Genomic DNA, 23898 nt, shown 5'->3' with positions numbered 1-23898 from the left:
GTCTATGATCGATTCCAAACAGATTCGGCTTGAACGGACCCATGAGGAGAAAGGGGACAAGTCCGTCCCCTTGTCCTTTCCTTCCTTTCTATTGAAACGAGTGCTTGTAGGCGTTGCCCTTATTCTTCTGCTCGTCTTCTTTGTCCTGCCGATCGGCAAGCTGATCGTTTTAAGCATGCAGGGCAGCGCCGGTCCGACGCTTGCGCACTACTCGGAAATGCTGCAGCAGAGCCGCCTGTGGAAGACGTTAAACGATACGTTCGTGATCGTGGCCGGTTCCTCTCTCGTCTCGATTGCGCTCGGCGTGCTGGCGGCTTGGCTGATGGCCTACAGCGACATCAAGCACAAGAAAACGCTGCACATGGCGATGCTGCTTTCTTTTATACTGCCGTCATATGTCTTGACGCTGTCCTGGTCTTCCTTCATGGGCAGCCAAGGGCTTGCGGCCAGCCTGTTGCATCTGGTGAACCCGGATGCCAAGCCGTGGAGCATGTACAGCTACGGCGGCATTATTTTCGTCATGGGAATTCATCATTTTCCGCTTGTGTATTTGCTGACCGTGGACGTGCTGAAAAAAATCCCGCGCGATCTGGAGTGGGCGACAAGAGCCAGCGGGGCCGGAAGATGGAAAACGTTCCGTCTGGTCACCCTTCCATTGGCTTTGCCCGGCTTGACGGCCGGTGGTCTGCTGGCGTTCCTGGCCTCGCTCGACAACTTCGGTATCCCTGCGTTCCTGGGCATTCCGAAGCAGATTTCCGTGCTTAGCACACTCATTTACGAAGAGATTATCGGCTTCGGCCCGTCCGCCTTCTCCCGCGGCGCCGCTTTATCCGTCATGCTGGGCGTGATTGCCATCATCGGCACACTGCTGCAATGGCTCGCGGTCCGCAAAATTAAAGCGGCCGATACGGTCGTCGTCGATAATAGCCCGCGTTTTGCGCTTGGGAAGCACCGGACTTGGGTCACCGCAGCCGTATGGGCGTTTCTCGCAGTCATCACGATCGTGCCGCTCGTGTCCATGATTGCCCTTTCTTTGAAAAAGGCGTACGGGCTTCCGTTTCAACCGGCGAATTTGACGCTGTCGAACTATAAATACATTTTGCTCGAAAACGAAAAGGTATGGCAGTCAATCCAGAACAGTCTGACGCTATCGGCAACGACGCTAGTCATTTGTCTCGTGTTCGGCTCCTTGCTTGCTTATGTGCGGGTGCGCAAGCCGTCGTGGCTGACCAAATCGGCGGAGCTTGCCGTGGCCCTGCCTTATACGCTGCCCGGGATCGTGTTCGGCCTAGCGATGATCTTCGCGTGGATGCAGCCGATTCCCGGCTGGAATCCCGGCATTTACGGCTCGATCCGCATTTTGTTTATCGCGTATGTGTGCCGGTTCATGATTTTGCAGGTGCGGGCGGGCATTACGGCTTTCACGCAAATCGATCCTTCGATGGAGGAGGCGGCGCATATTTTCGGCGCGGGATTTTGGAAAAAGTGGGCCTTCGTCCTGCTTCCATTGCTGCTGCCCGGGCTGCTGAGCGGCGCATTCCTCGTCTTCCTGACGGCGTTCACGGAGCTTACGGTGTCCGCGCTCTTATGGTCGACCGGCTCGCAGACGATCGGCGTGACAATATTCGGCTTCGAGCAAGCCGGCAATACGCTGTATTCTACCGCATTGTCCAGCCTGATCGTCCTTTTGATTATGGTGGGGATGGGGCTTCTGCATTTGATTCGGAAGTTCTCAGCCCAAAAAGGAGTCCAGTCTTCATGAGCATTCAATTAGTGGAAGTCAGCAAAACGTTCGGAGCCTTTCAGGCGCTAAAGCCATTGAATTTAACGATAGAAAAAGGCGAGTTCGTCGCCATTCTCGGTCCTTCCGGCTGCGGCAAAACGACGCTGCTGCGCATGCTCGCGGGCTTCGAGCAGCCGACCGCCGGGGAGATCCGAATGAACCGGACGACGGTCGCGAAGCCGGGCTTCAGCCTGCCGCCGGAGAAGCGGAGAATCGGCATGGTGTTTCAGGCTTTTGCCCTGTGGCCGCATATGAATGTGACGGAGCATATCCGGTTTCCGATCCGCCATCATAAGGAAACTCCGTCGTATATTCGCGAGAGGGAGCAGGAACGGATTGCGAGCGTGCTCCAGATGGTCGGCTTGGCGCAGCACGGCGACCGCATGCCGCACGAGCTGTCCGGCGGGCAGAAGCAGCGGGTGGCGATTGCCCGTGCGATTGCGGCGGAGCCGTCGCTGCTGCTGATGGACGAGCCGCTCAGCAGCTTGGATGCGATGCTGCGCATGGATATGCGCCGCGAGATTCAAGCGATTCACCGCCAGACCGGAACGGCCATCGTGTACGTGACGCACGATCAGGGCGAAGCGCTCGCCATGGCCGACCGAATCGTCGTGATGAAGGACGGATGCATCGAGCAGATCGGGACGCCGCAGGACATTTACTTGCGCCCGGAAACCGAATTTGTCGCGAAGTTCGTGTCGAAGGCCAACATGGTCCGTGGACGCTGGAACCGCGACAGCTTTGTGCCGATAGGCTCGGACGGTACCGTTCAGTGGCAGGGCGGCCGTGTCGCCGATTATTTCAAGTCGTGCGGCATGTACCCGGTCCGGCCCGATCAGTTCAAGCTCGGTTCTTTGGAGCAAGCCGGGATTACGGGAGAAGTGATGAACGTGCAGTTTCAAGGAAAAGAATTTCATTACCATGTCCGGTCCGAGGACGGTCAATGGGAGATCAGCTCGCCGCTGCCATTTCAACTGCACGAGAAGGTCTCTCTCCATTTACCGGCGGAAGAACAGCTATAGAATTTTACTGCACCGAGGTGTTGATGTGACCCGAACGCGAAGCATGATTTTTTTTGATATCGACGGGACCTTGCTGGATCATGACAAGCGGCTGCCTGCTTCCGCGAAGGAAGCCATCCTTGCGCTGAAGGAGGCGGGGCATGAGGTCGCTTTTGCGACAGGCCGCTCTCCATTCATGCTTGAGCCTTTGCGCCGCGAGCTCGGCATCGATTCCTTCGTCGGCTTCAACGGCCAATATGTGATGCTGCACGGCAAGCTGATTTATACCAATCCGATTCCGACGGAGGTCATCCGTTCGTTATCCGAATACGCGCTGCAGCAAGGTCATCCGCTCGTTTATTTGGACGATGAAGGCATGAGAAGCAGCAGCAGGCGTCATCCGTACGTCGAGGAAAGCATCGGGACGCTGCAGTATCCCCATCCCGAATACGATCCGCATTTTTACGCGGACCGGGACATTTATCAAACGATGCTGTTCTGCACCGAGCAGGACGAATCCGGCTACATCGAGCGGTTCCGGAAGCTGGACTTTGTCCGTTGGCACCGGCTGTCCATGGATGTGCTTCCCTTCGGCGGCTCCAAAGCGCAGGGCATTGAGCGGTTCATCGATAGGCTCGGCTTCAGGCGAGAGCAGGTGTACGCCTTCGGCGACAACCTGAACGATCTGGAGATGCTTCGATATGTCGGCCACAGCGTGGCGATGGGGAACTCGCCGGAATCCGTGAAAAAAGTGGCGCGTTATATTACAAAGGATGTCGGTCATGACGGTATTGCGTATGGGCTTGGGCTTGTGGGCTTGTTGTAGGCAGTATATATAGAAGAAACCTTCAATCCGCTTTCGCGGGTTGAAGGTTTCTTCTTTGTATGGATATGGGAATAACATGGCAGCCGAGTCAGCCTTTCCTTACCCGATACTTATGGAAAAAGCCGCGGATTTCCTTCCATTCCCGGTACACCCGGTAAGGCTTGCTGGCGACCCTGGCCGGAAGCGTGAGCAGAAACTGACTGACATGACGCCTGTACTCTTCGGTCATTCGGGCGGGCTTGGTGCGGATTCTGGTAAACAGCTCGTCGTACAGCTCGTGCGAAAGATCGATCTGCATGGAAAGCCGCCGATGGCATGCCTGACACTCAATCTCGGAGATCCGTTTGTTCAGGTAACTGATCACATGATCCTGCTCTTGCTTGCAATCATTACAGTGCAGAAAAGTTTCAAGCCGGGTTTCTTTCATGAGGCTCCCTCCGTTGCCGGTTCGTTCGGCTGCGATCAAGGTTCTATTTTAACTTCGCGGCGAGGCTGGATGCGGTCGGCTCGTCGGTGATCAGCACATGCACGTACTTGCCTTTCAGCGCAGCAAGGATGCTGTCCACCTTGTGTAGTCCGACCGCGATGGCGATTACCAGCTTTACGGCTTTCAGATGCTCCAGCTCGATGCCGATCACTTTATTGTTGATAGGGTGGTTGCAAAGGGCCCCGTCTTGATCAATAAAGCGGGAATTAATATCGGCCACCGCGTTCAAGGCCTTCAATTGCAGCAGCACCTCTTGGTTCAAGTAGCCGATTTGTTCCATGGTCGACAGGGCAAACGGATTCCCGATGCCGACCAGTGCCAGATCGATTTGCTTGCCCTCCTCCAGAACGGAAGAAATGTTCGGCAGCTCGACGATTTTATCCCGCAGCTCCTCGGTTTCCACCACCGCAGGAGCATACAGCGATTCGCATTTTACGCCCAGTTTCTTGGACAGCTCGTACGCAATTTGGTTAGAATGAATTTCGGTCTTGTCGTTGCCCATCCCGCCGACAAGCGGAACGATCTTGAGGTTCTCTTTCTTTTCAAAAGGAAATTCTTTCACGACGTGGAACAGCGTCGTTCCCCACGATACGCCGATGCGCTCGGCCTGCTTCATCGCCTTGAGCACAAAGCCGGCCGCCGCTTTGCCGACCGTGCTGTAGACCAGCTCCTGCTTCAAGTCGCGCGTAGGCACAACGATCGCTTGCTTGAGGTCGAAGGCCGCTTCGATTTCCTTCTCCAGATCGCCGGTTTCCAGCGTATCGTCATGAATGAGAATTTCCACGACGCCTTCGTCGCGTCCCTTCTGGAGCAGCTTGGAGACGGCGGGCCGTGAAATGCCGAATTTCACCGCAATTTTTTCCTGGGTCCAAGCTTCAAAATAATACAGCTTCGCGATTTTCACGATGAGCTTTTTTTCCTCGGAATTTAACATGAACGACCGCCTAACATTTGTTCTCACCTCATACATTTGTAGTAACTATAAGGGCAATCCGGCGTAGGGTCAAGTTAAGAATCCGTAAAACTCGTCCTTCAACTCGGCTGCCCCGAGCTTAACGGGCATTTACTTTTTTTAACTTTACTTCCGGTAACAAACTTGTCTTTTGGATCTAATTATGGTAAGCTTAAGTTAATCATAAAGTTGACCTGTGAATTCACATATTGTAAAGGGTTATCATTTGTGTGATGGAACCTTTTTCAATATGTGAATTTTTTATTTCTTTGAAGGATAAAAAATACATGTTAAACAAATTTTGGAGGTCATACGATGCAAACAGGTACAGTAAAATGGTTTAATGCCGACAAGGGTTTTGGCTTTATCGAAACGGAAGGCGGCGGCGACGTATTCGTGCATTTCAGCGCGATTACAGGTGACGGCTTCAAATCGTTGGATGAAGGCCAGCGTGTCACATTCAATGTGGTACAAGGCAACCGCGGACCGCAAGCCGAAAATGTTGTAAAGCTGTAATGTAAGCCCAAGCAAACTGCCCTTAACTTGTGTTGAGGGCAGTTTTTTTAGGATCAAGGGTTTTTAAATCAAGGGAGGGGTTAACTGTGAACTTTCAAAAGAAATCGTTAGAGGATATCCCTGAGGAAAACACGACGATCTGGTCTTGCAGCAAGGAAGGATGTAAGGGCTGGATGCGGGACAACTTTGCGTTCGAGGATGTGCCGGTATGCCGGCAGTGCCACTCCCCGATGGTTCGTAGTGTGAAGATGCTGCCCTTGCTGGTCAATCCGAATGGCGACCTGAAGTCGCTCAAGAAAGGCATACAAATCTCGTAGCCCGCGACCGCATGTCCATACATGCAGGCTTTCCTCAAGAGCTGAAGATCCGAACGGTCACGGCTCCCTTTCCCATCGTTTTAAGAACAAGGACGACCTTTTTAGGTGGTCCTTGTTTTCTTTGTGCTCATCGTTTTAGCGGTTGAAGATACCCAATGGAAAGCATGAAAAAAGCTACCGACAATGGCTGTCAGCAGCGGTAGCTCACCGCCTTTTAAGGCGGGCTGGAATTATAGAACCGGCTCGCCCGGCCGGTCCAGACGGTATAAATTCCGATAGCGCGGATAGCGCTCCATGAGTTCGGCGTGCGTGCCCCTCATTTCGACGCGGCCGTTTTCCATAAATATCATTTCGTCCATTTGCTCGGCTCCGACGAGATGGTGCGTAACCCAAATCAAGGATTTGTCCCGCAGCGTATCGAAAATCGTGGCCAGCAAGTCCCGCTCCGTGCGGGGGTCGAGGCCGACCGTCGGCTCGTCGAGCAGCACGACCGGGGTGTTCTGCAGCAGGATGCGCGCAAGCGCGATCCGCTGACGTTCGCCGCCTGAAAAGCGCAGCCCCGTTTCGTGCATGGGTGTCCGATAGCCTGCAGGCAGCGATTCGATCAGGGCGTCCAGCTTGACGAGCTTGGCGGCCAGGCGGATGTCCTCGTCCGAGGCTTCGGATTTCCCGAGCCGGATATTGTTCGCCACCGAAGTATCGAACAGGTGCGGACTCTGGTTCAAGACCGAGATGACGCCGGAGATGCCATCGCCAAGCGAATGTGCCGGCATACCGTTCACCGTAACTTGCCCTTCCGTAGGGACGAGCGCCCCCTGAATGAGCTTCAGCAACGTCGATTTGCCTGCGCCGCTGCGGCCAATGATCGCGATCTTCTTTCCTTGCGGAAGATCCAGAGATACGCGGTCGATTTCTCGCCGGCTTCCAGGCTCGTACTGATAGCACGCGCTATCGACTTGAAGATGCGCTGTCGTGCAGACCGCCGCGGCCTTACGGTCGTCTTGCACCGGGGCAGGGGCGTTGCCGACCTGCTCACCAATCCCCGACAACCGGTTCAGCGACTCCCGGTACTGCGGCAGCTTCTCCACGGCCTCCGAAAGGGGGAGGAACACATCCGCCACCGGGAACACGACGAGCACGAAGGCGGCGATCAAGGTCGCGGCGATTTGCTGGTCGGCCGCTTGCTGGCCCGCCCAGTAGATCATAGAGACGATCATCAAGCCGACCACCCCTTGGGCGATCGCATTTCTGCGCCGCGTCCAATCGCTCGTTCGCCGCTCCACTCCCGCCATTTCCGCTTCGTCCGTTTCGTAGCTTTGAATAAAGCTTGCCGCTCTCCCGCTGACGACCCAGTCGTTCATCCCGAGCACCGCATCGGTCAGCTTCCGATACAGGCCGCCGCGCTGCCGCTTGATCAGCGTATGGTTCTTCCGCGTGACCGCTAAGGAAGCGACAGGCAGCAAGAGGCCGAGAATTAACAAATAAACGGCAATCAGCAGCGCGAACCTTCCGTCGAAGCAGCCCAGCGCCGCAACCGACAACACGAACACGATGAAAGCGGCCGCGCCCGGAAACACGATGCGCAGATAAACGTTTTGCAGATGCTCGATATCGTCGGCCAGCACGCCGAGCATGTCGCCCGTGCGGAAGCGGGAGCGGATGAACAGCGCCTGCGGTTCGAGCAGCCGGTACAGCCGGACGCGCAAGTGCGAGATCATACGCAGGATCGTATCGTGTCCGACAAGACGTTCGACGTAGTGCACGACCGCCCGGCTCGTCCCGAAGGTTCGGACCAAGACGATGGGGACATAGACCATCAAGATGTTTTCCGGCCGCAGTGCCGACTTGGAGATGAGATAGCCGGAAGTGAACATCAGGGAAGCGGCGCACCCGGCCGTTAACGCCCCTAATGCCACAATCGCCGCGAACCGCCAGTAAAAGGCCCGCGACTCCGGGCGCAGCCAAGCTTCCCGCTTCATGATATCCCCTCCCGCTGCGATGTGATCAATTCATAGTAAATCCCTTTGTTCGCCAATAATTCCTCGTGTGTGCCGGTTTCGGCGATACGCCCTTGATCGAGGACGATGATCCAGTCCATATTCGGCATCCAGTGCAAGCGGTGGGTCGCCAGAAACACCAGCTTATTCTCGAACAAGGAAAGCATCGTCTCTTTAAGCTCGTACTCCGTCTCGATGTCTAGATGGGCGGTCGGCTCATCGAGCAGCATCACCGGCCGCCGGCTTAGAAAAGCGCGGGCCAGGGCGACACGCTGCTCTTGCCCGCCGCTCAGCGGCCGCCCGCCATTGCCCACGATTTCTTCGCTGCCGCCCGGCAAGCCGGCGACGAGCTCGGCAAGTCCGGCCGCGGCAATCGCCCGGTCGACTTCTTCCTGCGGCGCGTCCGGAGCGTAGAAGCGGACATTGTCCGCCAAAGAGCCGTGGAACAAATACGGATGCTGCGGAATGTACGTCGTTTGGCTAAGCCAGGCCTCTGCGTGCATGGAGCCAACCTTGGAGCCGTCAAGTTCAATATTCCCGGCCGTCGGATGCAGAAAACCGCCCAGCACGTCGATCAGCGTCGATTTCCCTGCGCCGCTTTCGCCGACGATGCCGATTTTCCGCAAGCCCCGGATTCGCCCGGACACGTTCTGCAGCGATGACGGTGCTTCCGGTTCATGCTGCACCTGAATCCGGGAAAGCGTCAGCTCGCTGTCGCTGCCCCAGATGAACGAAGCCGGAAGCTCGGGCGCGGCTTTGGTCCCGGACGGCCGATCCAGAATCGCCCGGATCGCCTCACCGGCTTCTTTGCCGTTCAAGGTGGCATGGTAATCGGCCCCCGCCAAGCGGACGGGGAGGAAATACTCCGGCGCCAAAACAAGCACCGTGAGCCCCGTTACCAACATGAGGTCGCCGTTCACCAGCCGCAGGCCCAAACTGACGGCTACCGAGGCGACGGACAGCATGGTGAAGAAATCGAGCGCAAACGACGACAAGAATGCCACGCGCAAGGTGCGCATCGTCGCCGAGCGGTATTTGTCGCTCACCCGCCCGATCGTCTCACTGTGCGAGCTGCTGCGGCCGAGCACCTTCAGCGTCTCCAGCCCGCGGAGCGAATCGACAAAATGATTCGACAAGACGCGGTAAGACTGCCACTGCTGCTGCATTTGCTTGCGCGCGGCGAGTCCGATCAAGATCATGAACGCAATGAGAATCGGCATCGTAACGAGCAGAATGACGCCCGATACGGCATCGAGCCAGAACACGTACGCCAGCACGACCGCAGGGATTACCCCCGCGGAAGGCATGCGAGGAATCACCAGTTCGAGAAAGGTGCGGAACCGCGAGATGCCGTCCAGCACCAGCGTAACCAGATTGCCCGTGCCTTCCGTTTTGGCGAACCTGGGCCCGAGCTCGAACAGCTTCTCCATCAGTTGCTTGCGCAAGCTTGCGCCCGTCTTTTCGGCATAGCGATACGCGATCTTTTGCTGGACGAGTCCCGTCGCCTGACGGAGCAGAAATGCGAGCAGAAACAGCAGCGTGCTTCCTGTCAGCTCCTGCAGCGGCGTATCGGCAAACAGGGCGGAGACGACCTCCGCCAGCCATACCGCCTGACCCAGGATGGCGGCGCTCTGCACCAAAGTCAGCAAGGTCATGAGGACGAGAACCGGCTTGATTCCTTGATAACCGAGCAGCGCCTTTCCCATGTTAGTACTCCAGATGCTGCTTTTCGTGCACGCGCTTGTGGAAGACGAAGTAGCTCCAGATTTGATAGCCGAGCACGAAAGGAAGCAGGCCTAAAGCGACATACGTCATCACGGTTAACGAATACGGACCGGAAGCGGCATTGTGGATCGTCAGGTTAAACGCGCTGTCGATGGAGCTGATCATCACCCTTGGAAACAGTCCGATGAATACGGCAACGATCGCCAGAGCGATCACGGCTCCCGTCATGCCGAACGCCCAGCCGTCCTTCTTTTTGGCGTTAAAGGCACCGGCCAGTACGAACGCGGCGACCCCGGCAACGGCCATGACCGTCAAAATTGCGCCGCGGACCTGGAATACGTCCGTCATCGCATAGGTCATCGCCCCGAATACCGCGAGCAGCCCTGCAAGCGGGATCAGCAGCCGGCCGCCGAGCGCGCGCGCCCGTTCCTGCAAGTCTCCCGTCGTCCGCAGCGTCGTGAACATCAGGCCGTGCACGAGGCACAGCACCGTGACCGTCACTCCGCCGATGACGCTGTAGACGTTCACGATATCGAACAATCCGGCGCGCATTTCCATCTGCCCGTCGATCGGCAAGCCTTTCAGCAGGCAGGCGAAGACGACCCCGAGCAGGAACGGAGGCAGCAAGCTGCCCATGAAGATAACGCCGTCCCAGGTCTTTTTCCAGCGTCGGCTGTCGACCTTGCCGCGAAACTCGAAGGCGACTCCGCGGCCGATCAAGGCTAGCAGAAGAACGACAAGCGGCGTATTGAAGCCGCTGAACAGCGTGGCGTACCAATTGGGGAAAGCCGCGAACATCGCGCCGCCCGCGGTCAGCAGCCAGACTTCGTTCGCATCCCAGAACGGGCCGATCGAATTAATGAGTACGCGGCGCTGTCCGTCGGTTTTGCCCAGCAGCGACGCAGACATGCCCACCCCGAAATCGAAGCCCTCCAGAAAGAAGAAGCCGACGAACAGAACCGCTACAAGAATAAACCAAAGCTCATTTAGAGAAAGCATGTTGTCCCTCCCTGTCGAATGGATCGTCCGCATGCGCGATTTCGGCATGATCGACGGCATTCGGCCCTTTTTTGATCACTCGGATGAATAAGTAGGCCATGACGATAGCGAGCACCGTATAGGCGGCGGTGAATGAGATCAGCGAGAACAGCACCTGCCCGGCGCTGACGCTCGGGGACACCCCGTCCTCGGTACGCATAAGCCCGAATACGGCCCACGGCTGACGGCCGATCTCCGTCATAATCCAGCCCGAGGTGTTGGCGATGAACGGCATGGAGATCCCCCACACCATCGCGTGCAGGAACCACTTGCCCGCTTGCTCCAGCTTGTTGCGGGCCGCGAGATGACAGCCGTACAGGCCCAGCAGAATCATGACTGTGCCGGCCGCTACCATAATGCGGAAGCTCCAGAACGTCGTGCGCACCGGCGGAATGTAGTTGCCCGGACCGTACTTTTGCTCGTATTCCGCTTGAAGATTTTTCATCCCCGGCACGCTGCCGGAAAACTTGCTGTACGACAAATAGCTGAGCAGATACGGCACTTTGATTTCCATCGTATTCTGCTGCTTCACCGGATCGATGAACGCCGTGACCGTCCAGGGCGCAGGATCGCTGCTCGTTTCCCACAGACCTTCGCTGGCCGCCATTTTCATCGGCTGGGTAGCAACCAGATACTGCGCCTGCTGGTGGCCGAACAGCGCGACGGCGACGGAGGAGATCAAGGCGATCACGATCGCGAGTTGAAACGACTTTTTGAAGAAAGACACGTCTTGACGCTTCAGCAGCTTCCAGGCGCTGATCCCGGCCACCAAGAAGGAGCCGGTCAGAAAAGCGCCGAACACCGTATGCGGGAATTCCCACCACAGCTGGCCGTTCGTGATCAGAGCGAGGAAGTCGTTCATTTCCGCTCGCCCGTTATTGACCGCGAAGCCTACCGGACGCTGCATGAAGGAGTTCGCCGCAAGAATCCAGAACGCCGACAACGTCGTACCGATGGACACCAGCCAGATGCAGGCCAGATGGACCTTCTTCGACAGCCGTTCCCATCCGAAAATCCACAAGCCGATAAACGTCGATTCCATGAAGAACGCCAGCAAAGCCTCGATGGCCAGCGGAGCGCCGAAAACGTCCCCGACAAACCGCGAATAATTCGACCAGTTCATGCCGAACTGAAATTCCTGCAAAATCCCGGTGACCACGCCGACGGCGAAATTGATCAGAAACAATTTGCCCCAGAACTTGGCCATCCGTTTATATTCTTCCTGACCTTTGACTACGTACATCGTCTCCATAATCGCAATCATCAGCGCTAATCCGATCGAGATGGGCACGAAAATAAAGTGAAAAATCGTCGTTGCGGAAAATTGTATGCGCGAGAGCATCACTACATCCATGGGATTCCTGTTCCACCTTTCTCCTGAACCTGTTGTTTTGGCAAACCGTCACGGATCGTTGTGAGGATTGTCATGGTCTATCTCTATTGTGAGGAAAGCTTGTCCCGGAATATATGATCTAGATCACAGTGATCCCGAGAATTCGTTTGTGAAAAATCGAACTTTTGAACTATTTTGGAACATTTCCCGATTCATTTTCAGACATGCTATAATTTAGGGATCGTAGCGTAGGAACGGCAGCAGGGGGTGGGACGAATGATTGGAAGCGTATACCGGAGATACATTAAAAACAACTTGTTCATGAAGCTGCTGCTTTCGTTTGCCCTCATTACGATTCTGACCATCATCACGCTCTCGTACCTGATGTATCACGTGATGTCGCAATCTGTCGTACAGCGGGAGATGGACAACCAGAAGAAGGCGATGGAAAGCGTAAACGCATTTTTGAGCGAAAAATACGAGTCGGTGCAATCGATGGTGCTTGGCGTATACCGCGATCCGAGGCTGGTTGCGGACATCTCGTATTTCCTGCAGCATGATTTTCGGGATTATATCGAGCACGGTTTGAACCGATATTATGAAGAAGATGTCGCTCCGTACGGCTTGTCCTATTTTGCCAACCGGCTTGAGGACGATCCGGATATCCGGAATCTGATGCTGTACAGCGCGGAGAAGCAGTCCTTGTATGTGTATAACCGACAAAAATCGGCGAAGCTTCATGTGACCAATGCCGTCCACTCGTATGTCCCGGACGCGATGGCGCTGGACAACAAGAACGTCTCCGTCCCCAATCCGTGGGTACGCAAGGAAATCGATCAATGGGACCCCCGGCTGTTTGCCGTCCGGGCGGTCATGAACGACAAAAATTCGCTGAAATATATCGGGCAGCTTTTGATCTATTTCGATTCCGACGGCATTTGGAAGTCGCTGGCCAGCTACAAAGAGACGCTCAAGGGGACCATTCTCGTGCTGACCCCGGACGGCAATGTGATTTTCGATTCCTCGGGCACGTATTACGGCAAGTCTTATCCTTATATGAACCAAATTCAGCAGGAGACGGGCATGCTGGAGCAGGAATCGTATATTACGACGCTGGCGCAAAACCAGGCGGGCTACGTCGTGGTCGGTACGATTCCGAAGCAGGAGATCGCGGCCGCTTCCCAGGGCTGGAGACGGACGATCATCATCGCCAGCGTGCTGGGTATTCTGATTGCCATCCTGTTTCCGTCGCTCGTCGTGATCAATTTCGCCAAGCGGACGAACAAAATTATCCGATTTATGAAAAAGGTAGAGACCGGAGACCTGACCTCGCGCATCATCGAGCCGAAGGAAGACGAGCTGGGCCAAATTTCCCGCAGCTTCAACGATATGCTGGACGAGCTGAACCGCTATATCGAGCGGGTGTACAAAGCGGAAATCCGGCAAAAGCATACGGAATTCGCGGCGCTTCAGGCGAGGGTTAATCCGCATTTTCTATATAACACGCTCGAAGTGATCCGGATGCGGGCGATCTCCCAGGGCGCGCATGACGTAGGCGAGATGATTTTCAGCCTGTCGGCGCTGTTCCGCAACGTGGTGCAGCAGAAGGCCGTCTATACGCTCAAGGACGAGCTGGAGGCGTGCCGTCTGTATTTGGAGCTGTTCCGTATCCGGTATAAAGATCGATTTACTTACGCCATCGAATGCGACCGGGAGCTGTATGGGATTCCCGTCGTCAAAATGTTCCTCCAGCCGATCATCGAAAACTACATCGTTCACGGCATTGAGTCGGACCGGGACGATAACCGCGCCGTCATCCGGTTCTCCCGGGAGAACGGGACGATTCGCGTCCGGGTGGAGGACAACGGCAGTGGGATCGAGCCGCAGCGGCTTGAGGAAATCAAGGAAGCGCTCGGAGCGCCCGAAGAGATCGGCGGCTCGTTCGGACTGCGGGTCGTCTACGAGCGGCTCAAGCTGCTGCATGGAAATAGGGCCGGGATGGAGCTGAAGAGCAAGCCCGGGGTTGGTACGACCGTGACGGTGTGGTTCCCGGAAAAGGAAGGAGCAGGAGAATCCGATGTATAGAGTGTTTTTGGTGGATGACGAGCCTTTCATTATTGAAGGGCTGTACGATATTATCGACTGGGCCGCGTTGGGGCTCGAAATCGTCGGTCACGCGGGGAACGGGCAGAAGGCGCTGGACGCCTTGAAGCGAACGCCCGCCGACATTCTGATAACGGATATCTCGATGCCGGTCATGACGGGGCTGGAGCTTGTCCGCGCTGTCCGCGAATGGAATCCGGGCCTCAAGGTCATCATCCTGAGCGGCTTCAACGAGTTCGATTATTTGAAGGAAGGCATGCGGCTTGGGATCGAAAATTATTTGCTCAAGCCGATCGACGTGCAGGAGCTTCGCTCCACGCTGACCACGACGACGGACAAGCTGAACGCTGCGCAAGCCGAGCGCGTCTTGGGCGAACAGGACATGCGCATTTTGAAGGAGCATATTATGCACCGGTGGCTGACCGGCCAGATTGCGCCGAACGAATTCGACGAGCGTGCCGAGCTGCTGCAATTGCAGCTGAACCGTCCCTATGTGCTTGTAGCGCTCGTCCGTTTTCCGGAGGGGGACGCGGGAGACGCCGACCTCGCCGCGGAACAGAGGCTGCCGGGCTTGTCGGCCATTCCGTTCCATAATATGGACGGCGAGCTGGTCGTCGTCTTTACGCTGGACGAACCGGCGGAGGGCAAGCGCGCCGCGCTTGAGATGTTGGCCCGGATAAAGGCCGATTGCGCCGCGGCTTCCCGCTCTTGCCGCATTTCGCTCGGCAGCGTGGAGCGGCTGCCTTACGAGGCAGCGCAAAGCTACGCGCATGCGAAGAAGGCGCAGGAGTTTTTCTTGCTTTATCAGGGCTGCGACATTCTGGATTATGAAGAGGTCGCCGTTTCCGGCGAGACGGCCGGACTCGATTTTCCGCTGGAGTGGGCGGAATATTCCAAGCTTATTTTAGCCAAAGATAAAGATAGCTTACTCGCCCGCATCGATCAGGATTACGAGCGGCTGCTGGCGCAGGAGGGCATGACGCCCGCCCGGCTCCAGCAAATCTCCATCGAGCTGATGATCCGCTTCAAGATGGAGCTGAAAGCGATTAAGCATACGGATTCGTCCGAGCTGTATCAGGAAGCCTTCGACCGCGTGCTGCATGCCGGAACGGTGGATCGGCTGGCCGACGCCGTGAAGACGGTGGCGGGCCTAACCGTCGATTCGTTGATCCAGGACGTCCGCAGCCCCGTCATTCAGCAGGTGCTGAAGCTGATTCACGACAGCTATGCCGAAGAGCTGTCGCTGAAGACGCTCAGCGGGCAGTTCAATATTCATCCGGTGTATCTCGGCCACCTGTTCCATAAGGAGACGGGCGAGAACTTTACGGAGTATATCAACAAGTACCGCATCGAGAAGGCGAAGACGTTATTGAAGGAGACGCATCTGAAAGTTCAGGAAATCGCCAAAACCGTCGGGTATTGGGAAACCAGTTATTTTTACAAACAATTCAAAAAATATGTCGGGATTTCTCCGACGGATTACAAGGGGCTGCTGTGAAGGGTGAAAAACGGCAGACCCTTTCTTTATTTTGTACAGCATACCTTTAGTTTCTTGCCTATTTGTAAATGCTTTCTTGAGTTAATGTAAAGGTAGCCATTGAAACGATTCAACGGCTGCTTGAAAGAAAAAGGGAGGTATCTGCGAACATGAAAATGAAAAAAAGAAGCCTGTTTGCCGGACTGGCGCTCATGCTGTCTGCTTCGGTCGTTCTGACCGCATGCGGAGGCAGCAAGGATAGCGCGCAGGACGCAGGAGGCGCCGCGGGCAAACCTGTTGAGCTGATTTGGTATACGATCGGCACGCCTCAAAAGGACGTTGACCGGGTCATGGAAGAGGTCAGCAAATATACGAAAGAAAAAATCGGAGTTACCGTCAAAATGAACATGATCGACTTTGGCGATTACTCGCAAAAGATGCAGGTCATGACCGCTTCCGGTACGCCGATGGATATTATGTTCACGTCTTCCTGGGCGTTCGATTACGTTCAGAACGCAAGAAAAGGCGCGTTCATGAAGATCGACGATCTGCTTGAGAAACAAGGCAAAGGCATCAAGGACATGCTTGATCCCGCCTTCTTAAGCGGTTCCAAAGTCGACGGCCACAACTATGGCATTCCGGCCAACAAAGAGCTGCCGGCGCAAGAGGTATGGCGCTTCAACAAGCAGCTGCTCGACAAGTACAACCTCGATATCAAGAACGTCAACTCGCTGGAAAGCCTGGAGCCGCTCTTGAAAACGATTAAAGAAAAAGATCCGGGCGTTATTCCGTTCTCCGTCGACAAAAACTACGGCGTCTTCGTACCTTACGACTACGTGATCGAGAAAATGCCGATGGCGGTCAGAGTCGACAACCAAGACTACAAGGTCGTCAACATCCTGGATACGCCGGAAATGAAGCAAACGCTCCAAACGATGCACAAATATTACAAAGCCGGCTACATTCCTACGGAAGCGGCAACGATGGTTTCCTCGACGGACGTTCAAAAAACCGGCAAATGGTTTGCAGACAAAGCAACGACGCAGCCATTCGCAGACAACCTGTGGACGGCAAGCTACGGATATCCGGTCGTCTCCACGCCAGCCAGCCCGGCTTACATCTACAACTGGTCCGTTATGGGCTCGATGCAAGCGATTTCGGCGAACTCCAAAAATCCGGAGAAGGCGATGGAGTTCCTGAACCTGCTGAATACCGATCCGGTGCTGCGCAACATGGTCGACTCCGGGATCGAAGGCGTACACTACAAAAAAGTCGGCGACGACGTGATGGAGAACCTGCCGGAATCGAAAAACTACGACATGCCGACGTTCTCGCTGGGTAACCTGATGATCACGTATCTGAACCCGACCGATCCGAAGGACAAATGGGATGGCTTCAAGAAATTCAACGCTACCGGTAAGCCTGCCGCGCTGCTTGGCTTCAACTTCGACCCGTCCAAAGTGACGAGCGAAATCGCAGCGGTACAGAACGTCAAAGAAGAATTCTGGGCGCCGCTGATGACCGGTACGGTCGATCCGGATCAAATTATTCCGCAGGCCAACCAAAAGCTGAAAGCTGCCGGCCTCGACAAAATCATGGAAGAAGCACAGCGTCAAATCGATGCATGGAAAGCAACCAAAAAATAATCAAGCTTCAAAAGGCAACAGAGCTTCTTGACCGAAGCCTTGACCGAAGCTTTGTAGGTGAACGATAAGAACGGGACTCAGGGCGAATGGCATTCATTCGCCCCGTCTCTTTGAACGCGAGGGGTGATGAATGTGAAGGGTGTGCTCAAGGATCTCAGTCGGAACAAAGCCTTGCTTCTCATGGTGCTTCCCGCCACGATCTGGTTTCTTTTCTTCTCTTACCTGCCGATGGCCGGGACGATTATCGCTTTCAAGGAATACCGGTACCACCGTGACGGGTTTCTGGCCAGCATTGTGAACAGCAAGTGGGTCGGGCTCAAAAACTTCGAATTTCTGTTCAGCACGAAGGACGCTTTTCTCATTACGCGGAACACGCTGATGTATAACGCCGTATTCATCGTAATCGGCCTGATTCTGGCCGTGGGGCTGGCTATCATCTTGGCGGAGATCGCCAACAAGAAGCTGGCCAAGCTGTATCAGACCGGGATGTTCCTGCCTTATTTCTTGTCTTGGGTTATTGTCGGGTATTTTGTATTCAGCTTCCTCAGCTTCGACAAAGGCATGATCAACCAAATCGCCAAAGCGTTCGGGCTTACCGCCACGCAGTGGTATAACGACCCGACGTATTGGCCGCTTATTTTGACACTCGTCTTTCTGTGGAAGTCGATCGGCTACAACAGCGTCGTGTATCTGGCGGCCATCATGGGGATTGACAAGTCGCTGTACGAGGCGGCAATGATCGACGGAGCGAACAAATGGCAGCAAATCCGCCACATTACGGTGCCGATGCTGACGCCGCTGATTACCATTTTGACGCTGCTTGCGATCGGACGTATTTTTTACGCGGATTTCGGGCTGTTCTACCAGGTGCCGCGCAACTCGGGAACGCTGTATTCGGTTACGAACGTTATCGACACGTATGTGTACCGGGGTCTGAAGTTTACCGGGGAAATCGGTATGAGTACCGCGGCCGGTTTGTATCAGTCGTTCGTCGGTTTCGTGCTCGTCATTACCTCCAATGCCATTGTTCGCAGATTCAATAAAGACAACGCATTGTATTAATCCATATGGAAAAAGGAGGAGATGACCGTGTCTGCGCGAACGATGAAACGAAGCCGGGATTTTCATCATTTGTCTCCGGCTTGGAACGTCATTTTTAACCTGATTGCCGGCTTTTTGGCTATTGCGTGCGTGTTTCCTTTCGTGTTCGTTACGATCATTTCGTTTACGGACGAAGGGACGCTGGCGCGCAACGGCTACCGGATCATTCCGGAAAAATGGAGTCTGGAAGCTTACCGCTACGTGTTTAAAGCCGGGGATCAACTGCTGCGGTCCTACGGTGTCACTATTGCCGTTACCGTCATTGGTACGCTGCTCAGCATGATTATGATTGCGCTGTTCGCCTACGCGATCTCGCGCAAAAGCTTCAAATACCGCAATTTCTTCTCATTTTTCGCTTTCTTCACGATGCTGTTCAACGGCGGGCTCGTCCCGACCTATATCGTCGTCACGCAGCTGCTTGGACTGAAGGACTCCATCTGGGGACTCATTCTGCCGCTGGCCGTGAACGCCTTCTACATCATGATTATGCGGACGTTCTTCTCTACGAGCGTACCGGATGCCATTATCGAATCGGGAAAAATCGACGGTGCGGGCGAATTCGGGATTTTCTTCCGCCTGGTTCTGCCCTTATCGCTTCCGGGGCTCGCGACGATCGGCTTGTTCAGCACCCTCGGGTACTGGAACGACTGGTTCAACGCGCTGCTCTATATTGACAAGCCGAGCTTGGTGCCGCTGCAATCCATGCTGATGCGGATCGAGACGAGCATGCAGTTTATTTTGCAAAATACGAGCAACCCGTCGATGGGCGTAGCCGTGCTGCAATCGCTGCCGCAGGATACGTCGCGGATGGCGATGGTCGTCCTGGCGACGGGGCCGATTGTGTTCGCGTACCCGTTCTTCCAACGGTATTTTATTCAAGGGTTGACGGTTGGTGCGGTGAAGGAGTAAGGAAGTTTTATCGGGCAAACGGCGGCGGCGGGCGGTGGGGTATCCACTTCCGGTCGCTCTTGTCCGCAGGAAATCTTTAATTTAAGCCGCTTGGCGGCGGATATTTCCCGCGGACAAAGGCGAACGCTGCCGCTCCTCCAGTGGATACCCCACCGCGTGCTACTGCAGCCGTGTGAGTACCCGACCCCAAAACATTCCTTTCTCCTTCGGTGAGTAGTAGAAAAAATGGAGGTTGACGGACGAGATGGAACAATTCAGATTACCTAAAATTCCGATTCCTGCGATGGAGCTGCCGCGGGCGGTGCAGGACGTGCTGGCGGAGGCGGAGGTCAAGCTGGCTCATCGTCCCAAGCTGCTGCAATTGTTTAAAAATTGCTTCCCGAACACGCTGGCGACGACGACGAAACGGATGGAAGACGGAACGACGTTCATTATTACCGGTGACATTCCGGCGATGTGGCTGCGCGATTCCGTAGAGCAAGTGATTCATTACGTGCCGCTGGCGAAGAACGACCCGGACCTGCAGCAACTGATCGCAGGCCTGATTAAACGGCACATTCAATATATCCATATCGATCCGTATGCCAACGCCTTCAACGAATCAGCGAACGACTGGCACTGGAATACGACGGACGAGACCGAAATGTCCCCATGGGTGTGGGAGCGCAAATTCGAGCTCGATTCGATCTGCTTCTCGATGCGCTTGGCTTACAAGTACTGGAAGGAAACGGAACGGACGGACATTTTCGATACGAACTTCAAGTCTGCGATGCGCAAAACGGTCGACCTGTGGAAAACGGAGCAGCGCCACTTCGAGCTATCGCCGTACCGTTTCATGCGCAATAACGACGTGCCGACGGATTCGCTGCGCAACAACGGGCTGGGCATGCCGGTGAACTACACGGGGATGATCTGGTCGGGCTTCCGTCCGAGCGACGACGCCTGCGATTTCCACTACAACATTCCGTCGAACATGTTCGCGGTCGTGACGCTGCGGCAGATGCGCGAGATGGCCGAATGGGTGTTCCGCGATCTGGCGTTCGTCGACGAGTTGAAGAAGCTGGAAGCGGATGTCGATCACGGCATTCAGTTGTACGGCATTTACCGCCATCCGGAGTTTGGCCCGATTTACGCTTACGAGACGGACGGCTTCGGTAACTACTGCCTGATGGACGATGCCGGAACGCCGGGACTGATGTCGATTCCGTATATCGGCTACACGACGCCGAACGACCCGATTTATCAAAATACGAGACGGTTTGCCCTGAGCAAGCAAAATCCGTTCTATTACGAGGGCAAAGTAGCGAAAGGCATCGGAAGCCCGCACACGCCGCCGGATTATATTTGGCACATGGCGCTGTCGATGCAGGGGCTGACGGCGGTCACGAAAGAGGAGAAGCTGGAAATGCTGGCGATGCTGGAAGCGACGGACGCGGATACCGGCTTTATGCATGAAGGCTTCCATGCGGACGACCCGACGATCTTCACGCGGAGCTGGTTTGCATGGTCCAACAGCTTGTTCTCGTTGCTTGTATACGAAGCGATGAAGGAAGGGATTGTATGACACGGCCGATCGTCATTTTCTACGATCCGGGCTTTCCGCTCGGCGAAGGGATGCAGGTCGATGCTGGACAATTGCAGGGCGTGGGGCAGGTCGTTTCGGCGGACCGCTTGGCGGAGGCGCTGAGCTCCGCCGAGGGCGGCTGCTTCGTCAACCTGCATGCGCCATATTTTCCGAAAAACGCTTGGCCCGCGATTCTCGGTTTTCTCCGGCAGGGCGGCGGGCTCATTAGCGCCGGCGGCGCGCCGTTCAAGCGTCCGGTCCGGGCGGAGAACGGAAGCTGGCATGTCGAAGCCGAGCAAACGGCTTACCACCAGCAGCTCCATATTCATGAGGTGCTCCGGGTCGATGCGGCTTCAGTAGAGAAGCTGGCAGCCACAACCGACATTCCGCTGCTGGTCGGCAAGGAAGCGCTGCTTACGATAGCGGACACGTGGAATCTGGTGCCGCATGTGACGAAGAGCAGCGATTTACCACATCAAATGGGCTCCGCCGGACCGATGGACACGCATATTTATGCGCTGCTGAAGGGCATCTCGGCCGAAGGCCGGGAGGTAGCCGCGCCGGTCGTGCTCTGGGAGCAAACAAAGGGCCCCTTCGTCGGAAGCCGCTGGCTGTTCCTTCATTTACCGCTGACCGCAGCATTCTGGAACGAGGGCGGGGCCGAAGCGCTGAAGGAATGGGCCGCGTTTTGCGCCAAAGGCGTGACCGAGCTGTGGATCAAGCCGAACTACGCTTCGTACGAGCCGGGCGAACGGGCGATGCTTACGCTGCAAACGCAGCGGATCGGGCGCGGAACCGGGGCGGGCGACGAGGCTTGGAAATTCTCGGTTTCCCTGGAGCACGAGGCAGGACAAGCCTCCTGGAAGCACCGCTTTGAAGCGGACGTCACGGAGGAGCTGAATATTCACCGCATTTCCGTCCCGCTTGACATTCAGAGCGGCTTTTACCATATCGTCTGTCAGGTGCAAGCGCCGGACGGGGAGACGCGCATCCTGCGGCAGGGCTTCTGGGGCATGGACGCCAAGCTGCTGGCCACAGGCACGCCGGTCAGCTGCGGCCGGGACTATTTCGTCAAGGACGGACGTCCGCTACCGGTCGTTGGGATGACATACATGACATCGGACGTGGCGCGCAAGTTTTTATTCCTGCCAAATGCGGCCGTATGGGACCGCGACATGGCGCAGATGAGGAAGGCCGGGATCAACTGGATTCGGACCGGCATTTGGACGGCGTACCGCAACATCATGCAGGTTGACGGGCACGCTTCCGAAGAGGTGCTGCGCTCGATCGATGCCTTCCTGCTCACGGCAAAGAAGCATGATTTGCAGATCACCTTCACGTTCTTTTCGTTTACGCCGGAGCCTTGGGAGGGCCTCAACCCTTACCTCGACCCGCGCAGCGTGGAAGCGCAGAAACGGTTCGTGCGTTCGATCGTCTCGCGGCATAAGGATACGAAGCATGTTGACTGGGATCTGATCAACGAGCCGTCGATGTTCGATCCGCCGCAGATTTTCTCCGATGGCCCGCGGTCGTGCCGCGATCCGTTCGAGCTGGCTGCTTACCGCGAATGGCTGAAGCAGCGGCACGGCTCGATAGGAGTGCTGCAGGAGCGCTGGAACATGTCGCCGGTGCAACTGCCGGACTTTGAAGCGGCGGTCCCGCCGGAGCCGGAAGAGATCAACTTCAACGTGCAGGATATGCACCAAGGGAAAAAAGGCACCCGCTGGCTCGACTACGCGCTGTTCTCGATGGAGATGCACAACCGGTGGGCGAAGCAGCTCTACGAAGCGATCAAGGACGTCTGCCCCGATCATATGGTTGTCGTCGGGCAGGACGAAGCCTTGGGTGCGCAGCGGCCGTCGCCGTTTTTCTACGCGGAGGCGTCGGATTACACGACCGTTCACTCGTGGTGGCTGAACGATCATCTTGTATGGGACGGCATCTTTGCAAAGACGCCGGATAAGCCGAATCTCGTGCAGGAGACCGGCATCATGTACGTCGAGACGCCGGACGGACGGGCGAAGCGCTCGGAGACGGAGCTGCGCAGCATTTTGGAGCGCAAATACGCTTATGCTTTCTCGACGGGCGGCGCGGGGGCGGTTCATTGGATTTGGAACACTAATTTCTATATGGACAATGCCAACGAATCGCACATCGGGGCGCTGCGGGCGGACGGAACGGAGAAGCCGGAGGCGGACGTTTCCTATGATTTCGGCCGTTTTATGGAAGAAATCCGGGATTTGTTCCAAGGCCGCAAGCTGGAAGAGGTCGCCGTCGTCTTCCCGTATTCCAACGACTTTTCCAACCGGAAATTGGCGTTCGATGCAACGACCCGTCTGACGCGGATGCTGTCCTACGAGCTGAAAGTTCCTTTCCGCGGAGTCGGGGAATACCATCTGGATTCACTCGCCGAAGTGCCGGCGAAGCTGATCATCCTGCCGAGCGCACATAATATAGATAGCGAAGCGTTTGCGAAATTGATCGCCATTGTACGGGCTACCGGAGCGACGCTGCTCGTCACCGGTCCTCTCGGACTGGATGCTTACTGGCAGCCGGAAGAGCGTCTTAAGGATGCGGTCGGCTCTTACCGTTCGGCCAACGTGCGGCGCGAAGAAATGCTGGAGCTCGACGGCCGCTTGCTGCCTGTTTCGTTCGGACAGCGCCGGATCGCCGAGGTGGCGAAGGAAGTTCGAACGGATGAGGCTGCTGAGGCGAAAGCCGACAAGCTGATCGACGTTCCGCTCGGTTCGGGGCGGCTCCTCTGGTGCCCGCTGCCGGTCGAATTGAACGAGCGCGCCGAGCCGCTTGCGATGCTATACCAGCACGCGCTGACGGTGGCGGGCTTCCGCGCGGAGCTGGAATGGCTTCGCGGCGGCGGATTCCCGGGCGTGTACGGACGGAAGCTCGCTTTCCAAGACGGCGCACTGTTCGTCTTCGTGTCCGAATTCGCCTTCGATACCGATGTCGAAGTGAAGGACCCGGTTACGGGCCGTCGGTATTCGTTTGTGCTGGAGAAAGAGCGTTCGGTGCTGTTCGCGGTCGACCGGGAAGGACGCTTGAAGTCCGTGTACCGGCCGAAGGAAGTTCATATCCAAGTGACCGGAGAGTAGTCCGGGGAGGAGG

18 protein-coding genes are annotated in these 23898 nt (G+C 56.0%); 12 read left to right on the top strand and 6 right to left on the bottom strand.

Annotation, left to right across the window (positions count from 1 at the left end; all coding sequences use genetic code 11):
- Positions 1–4 precede the first annotated feature (4 nt).
- The 3 genes from QMG93_RS01395 to QMG93_RS01385 are packed head-to-tail and all read left to right on the top strand — an operon-like array spanning position 5 to position 3610.
- On the top strand, positions 5–1762 hold the full coding sequence (locus tag QMG93_RS01395) for an ABC transporter permease (RefSeq protein WP_281933109.1): 1758 nt from the start codon (positions 5–7) through the stop codon (positions 1760–1762).
- Positions 1759–2805 (top strand): ABC transporter ATP-binding protein, encoded by a 1047-nt coding sequence (locus QMG93_RS01390; protein WP_281933108.1) that lies wholly within the window; start codon positions 1759–1761, stop codon positions 2803–2805. The genes QMG93_RS01395 and QMG93_RS01390 overlap by 4 nt, the downstream gene beginning before the upstream one ends.
- A 43-nt stretch (positions 2806–2848) precedes the next feature.
- Positions 2849–3610, top strand: a complete 762-nt coding sequence (locus QMG93_RS01385) for a Cof-type HAD-IIB family hydrolase (protein ID WP_281933273.1) — start codon at positions 2849–2851, stop codon at positions 3608–3610.
- A gap of 88 nt (positions 3611–3698) precedes the next feature.
- Here the strand turns inward: QMG93_RS01385 and QMG93_RS01380 are convergent, their stop codons facing one another.
- Positions 3699–4037, bottom strand: coding sequence for a bh protein (locus QMG93_RS01380; protein WP_281933107.1), 339 nt, complete (start codon positions 4035–4037; stop codon positions 3699–3701).
- A 43-nt stretch (positions 4038–4080) separates the two neighbouring features.
- Entirely contained in the window at positions 4081–5031 is a 951-nt protein-coding gene (locus QMG93_RS01375) for a sugar-binding transcriptional regulator (protein WP_281933106.1), read from the bottom strand.
- Between the two features lie 333 nt (positions 5032–5364).
- Here QMG93_RS01375 and QMG93_RS01370 point away from each other — a divergent pair, with 333 nt between their 5' ends.
- Both QMG93_RS01370 and QMG93_RS01365 read left to right on the top strand, forming a co-directional pair.
- A complete protein-coding gene (locus QMG93_RS01370) occupies positions 5365–5565 on the top strand; it encodes a cold-shock protein (protein WP_010494372.1) in 201 nt (66 codons plus the stop codon).
- Positions 5566–5651: 86 nt separating this feature from the next.
- Positions 5652–5882 carry a cold-shock protein gene (locus QMG93_RS01365; protein WP_090670294.1) on the top strand — a complete coding sequence of 77 codons (231 nt, stop codon included), beginning with the start codon at positions 5652–5654 and terminating at the stop codon, positions 5880–5882.
- A 230-nt stretch (positions 5883–6112) separates the two neighbouring features.
- Here QMG93_RS01365 and cydC read toward each other — a convergent pair whose 3' ends face one another.
- From cydC to QMG93_RS01345, 4 genes are read right to left on the bottom strand one after another with little or no spacing between them, the layout of a single operon-like run.
- A complete protein-coding gene (gene cydC / locus QMG93_RS01360) occupies positions 6113–7861 on the bottom strand; it encodes a thiol reductant ABC exporter subunit CydC (protein WP_281933105.1) in 1749 nt (582 codons plus the stop codon).
- Positions 7858–9585, bottom strand: coding sequence for a thiol reductant ABC exporter subunit CydD (gene cydD / locus QMG93_RS01355; protein WP_281933104.1), 1728 nt, complete (start codon positions 9583–9585; stop codon positions 7858–7860). Before cydD ends, cydC begins: the two co-directional genes overlap by 4 nt.
- Before the next feature lies 1 nt (position 9586).
- Positions 9587–10603 (bottom strand): cytochrome d ubiquinol oxidase subunit II, encoded by a 1017-nt coding sequence (gene cydB / locus QMG93_RS01350; protein WP_281933103.1) that lies wholly within the window; start codon positions 10601–10603, stop codon positions 9587–9589.
- Positions 10587–11996: a cytochrome ubiquinol oxidase subunit I gene (locus QMG93_RS01345; protein WP_281933102.1), complete on the bottom strand. Its 1410-nt coding sequence runs from the start codon at positions 11994–11996 to the stop codon at positions 10587–10589. The genes cydB and QMG93_RS01345 overlap by 17 nt, the downstream gene beginning before the upstream one ends.
- 255 nt (positions 11997–12251) lie before the next feature.
- Between QMG93_RS01345 and QMG93_RS01340 the strand changes: the two genes are divergently transcribed.
- The 7 genes from QMG93_RS01340 (at position 12252) to QMG93_RS01310 (ending at position 23885) form a co-directional block, all read left to right on the top strand.
- Positions 12252–14060: a sensor histidine kinase gene (locus QMG93_RS01340; RefSeq protein WP_281933101.1), complete on the top strand. Its 1809-nt coding sequence runs from the start codon at positions 12252–12254 to the stop codon at positions 14058–14060.
- The gene (locus QMG93_RS01335) at positions 14053–15576 is read left to right on the top strand and encodes a response regulator transcription factor (protein ID WP_281933100.1); all 1524 of its coding nucleotides are present in this window, start codon (positions 14053–14055) and stop codon (positions 15574–15576) included. The genes QMG93_RS01340 and QMG93_RS01335 overlap by 8 nt, the downstream gene beginning before the upstream one ends.
- A 149-nt stretch (positions 15577–15725) precedes the next feature.
- Positions 15726–17201: an ABC transporter substrate-binding protein gene (locus QMG93_RS01330; protein WP_216791762.1), complete on the top strand. Its 1476-nt coding sequence runs from the start codon at positions 15726–15728 to the stop codon at positions 17199–17201.
- A gap of 126 nt (positions 17202–17327) precedes the next feature.
- Positions 17328–18263, top strand: coding sequence for an ABC transporter permease (locus tag QMG93_RS01325; RefSeq protein WP_036686454.1), 936 nt, complete (start codon positions 17328–17330; stop codon positions 18261–18263).
- A gap of 21 nt (positions 18264–18284) precedes the next feature.
- Positions 18285–19211 (top strand): carbohydrate ABC transporter permease, encoded by a 927-nt coding sequence (locus tag QMG93_RS01320; protein WP_174806914.1) that lies wholly within the window; start codon positions 18285–18287, stop codon positions 19209–19211.
- A gap of 244 nt (positions 19212–19455) precedes the next feature.
- Positions 19456–20775, top strand: coding sequence for a glycoside hydrolase family 125 protein (locus tag QMG93_RS01315; RefSeq protein ID WP_281933099.1), 1320 nt, complete (start codon positions 19456–19458; stop codon positions 20773–20775).
- Positions 20772–23885: an alpha-amylase family protein gene (locus tag QMG93_RS01310; RefSeq protein WP_281933098.1), complete on the top strand. Its 3114-nt coding sequence runs from the start codon at positions 20772–20774 to the stop codon at positions 23883–23885. Before QMG93_RS01315 ends, QMG93_RS01310 begins: the two co-directional genes overlap by 4 nt.
- Positions 23886–23898 lie beyond the last annotated feature (13 nt).

It is taken from the genome of Paenibacillus tyrphae, from assembly GCF_027925525.1.
GTDB lineage: Bacteria > Bacillota > Bacilli > Paenibacillales > NBRC-103111 > Paenibacillus_G > Paenibacillus_G tyrfis_B.
This window is presented reverse-complemented; position numbering and strand designations above follow the sequence as displayed.

What these genes read in the sequence shown, in the direction of transcription:
- QMG93_RS01345 (WP_281933102.1), bottom strand. Translation starts at nt 11,996, where the DNA reads ATGGATGTAGTGATGCTCTCGCGCATACAATTTTCCGCAACGACGATT.
- cydC (WP_281933105.1), bottom strand. Translation starts at nt 7,861, where the DNA reads ATGAAGCGGGAAGCTTGGCTGCGCCCGGAGTCGCGGGCCTTTTACTGG.
- QMG93_RS01340 (WP_281933101.1), top strand. Translation starts at nt 12,252, where the DNA reads ATGATTGGAAGCGTATACCGGAGATACATTAAAAACAACTTGTTCATG.
- cydB (WP_281933103.1), bottom strand. Translation starts at nt 10,603, where the DNA reads ATGCTTTCTCTAAATGAGCTTTGGTTTATTCTTGTAGCGGTTCTGTTC.
- QMG93_RS01380 (WP_281933107.1), bottom strand. Translation starts at nt 4,037, where the DNA reads ATGAAAGAAACCCGGCTTGAAACTTTTCTGCACTGTAATGATTGCAAG.
- QMG93_RS01325 (WP_036686454.1), top strand. Translation starts at nt 17,328, where the DNA reads ATGAATGTGAAGGGTGTGCTCAAGGATCTCAGTCGGAACAAAGCCTTG.
- QMG93_RS01390 (WP_281933108.1), top strand. Translation starts at nt 1,759, where the DNA reads ATGAGCATTCAATTAGTGGAAGTCAGCAAAACGTTCGGAGCCTTTCAG.
- QMG93_RS01370 (WP_010494372.1), top strand. Translation starts at nt 5,365, where the DNA reads ATGCAAACAGGTACAGTAAAATGGTTTAATGCCGACAAGGGTTTTGGC.
- QMG93_RS01320 (WP_174806914.1), top strand. Translation starts at nt 18,285, where the DNA reads ATGACCGTGTCTGCGCGAACGATGAAACGAAGCCGGGATTTTCATCAT.
- QMG93_RS01315 (WP_281933099.1), top strand. Translation starts at nt 19,456, where the DNA reads ATGGAACAATTCAGATTACCTAAAATTCCGATTCCTGCGATGGAGCTG.
- QMG93_RS01375 (WP_281933106.1), bottom strand. Translation starts at nt 5,031, where the DNA reads ATGTTAAATTCCGAGGAAAAAAAGCTCATCGTGAAAATCGCGAAGCTG.
- QMG93_RS01335 (WP_281933100.1), top strand. Translation starts at nt 14,053, where the DNA reads ATGTATAGAGTGTTTTTGGTGGATGACGAGCCTTTCATTATTGAAGGG.
- cydD (WP_281933104.1), bottom strand. Translation starts at nt 9,585, where the DNA reads ATGGGAAAGGCGCTGCTCGGTTATCAAGGAATCAAGCCGGTTCTCGTC.
- QMG93_RS01395 (WP_281933109.1), top strand. Translation starts at nt 5, where the DNA reads ATGATCGATTCCAAACAGATTCGGCTTGAACGGACCCATGAGGAGAAA.
- QMG93_RS01310 (WP_281933098.1), top strand. Translation starts at nt 20,772, where the DNA reads ATGACACGGCCGATCGTCATTTTCTACGATCCGGGCTTTCCGCTCGGC.
- QMG93_RS01385 (WP_281933273.1), top strand. Translation starts at nt 2,849, where the DNA reads ATGATTTTTTTTGATATCGACGGGACCTTGCTGGATCATGACAAGCGG.
- QMG93_RS01330 (WP_216791762.1), top strand. Translation starts at nt 15,726, where the DNA reads ATGAAAATGAAAAAAAGAAGCCTGTTTGCCGGACTGGCGCTCATGCTG.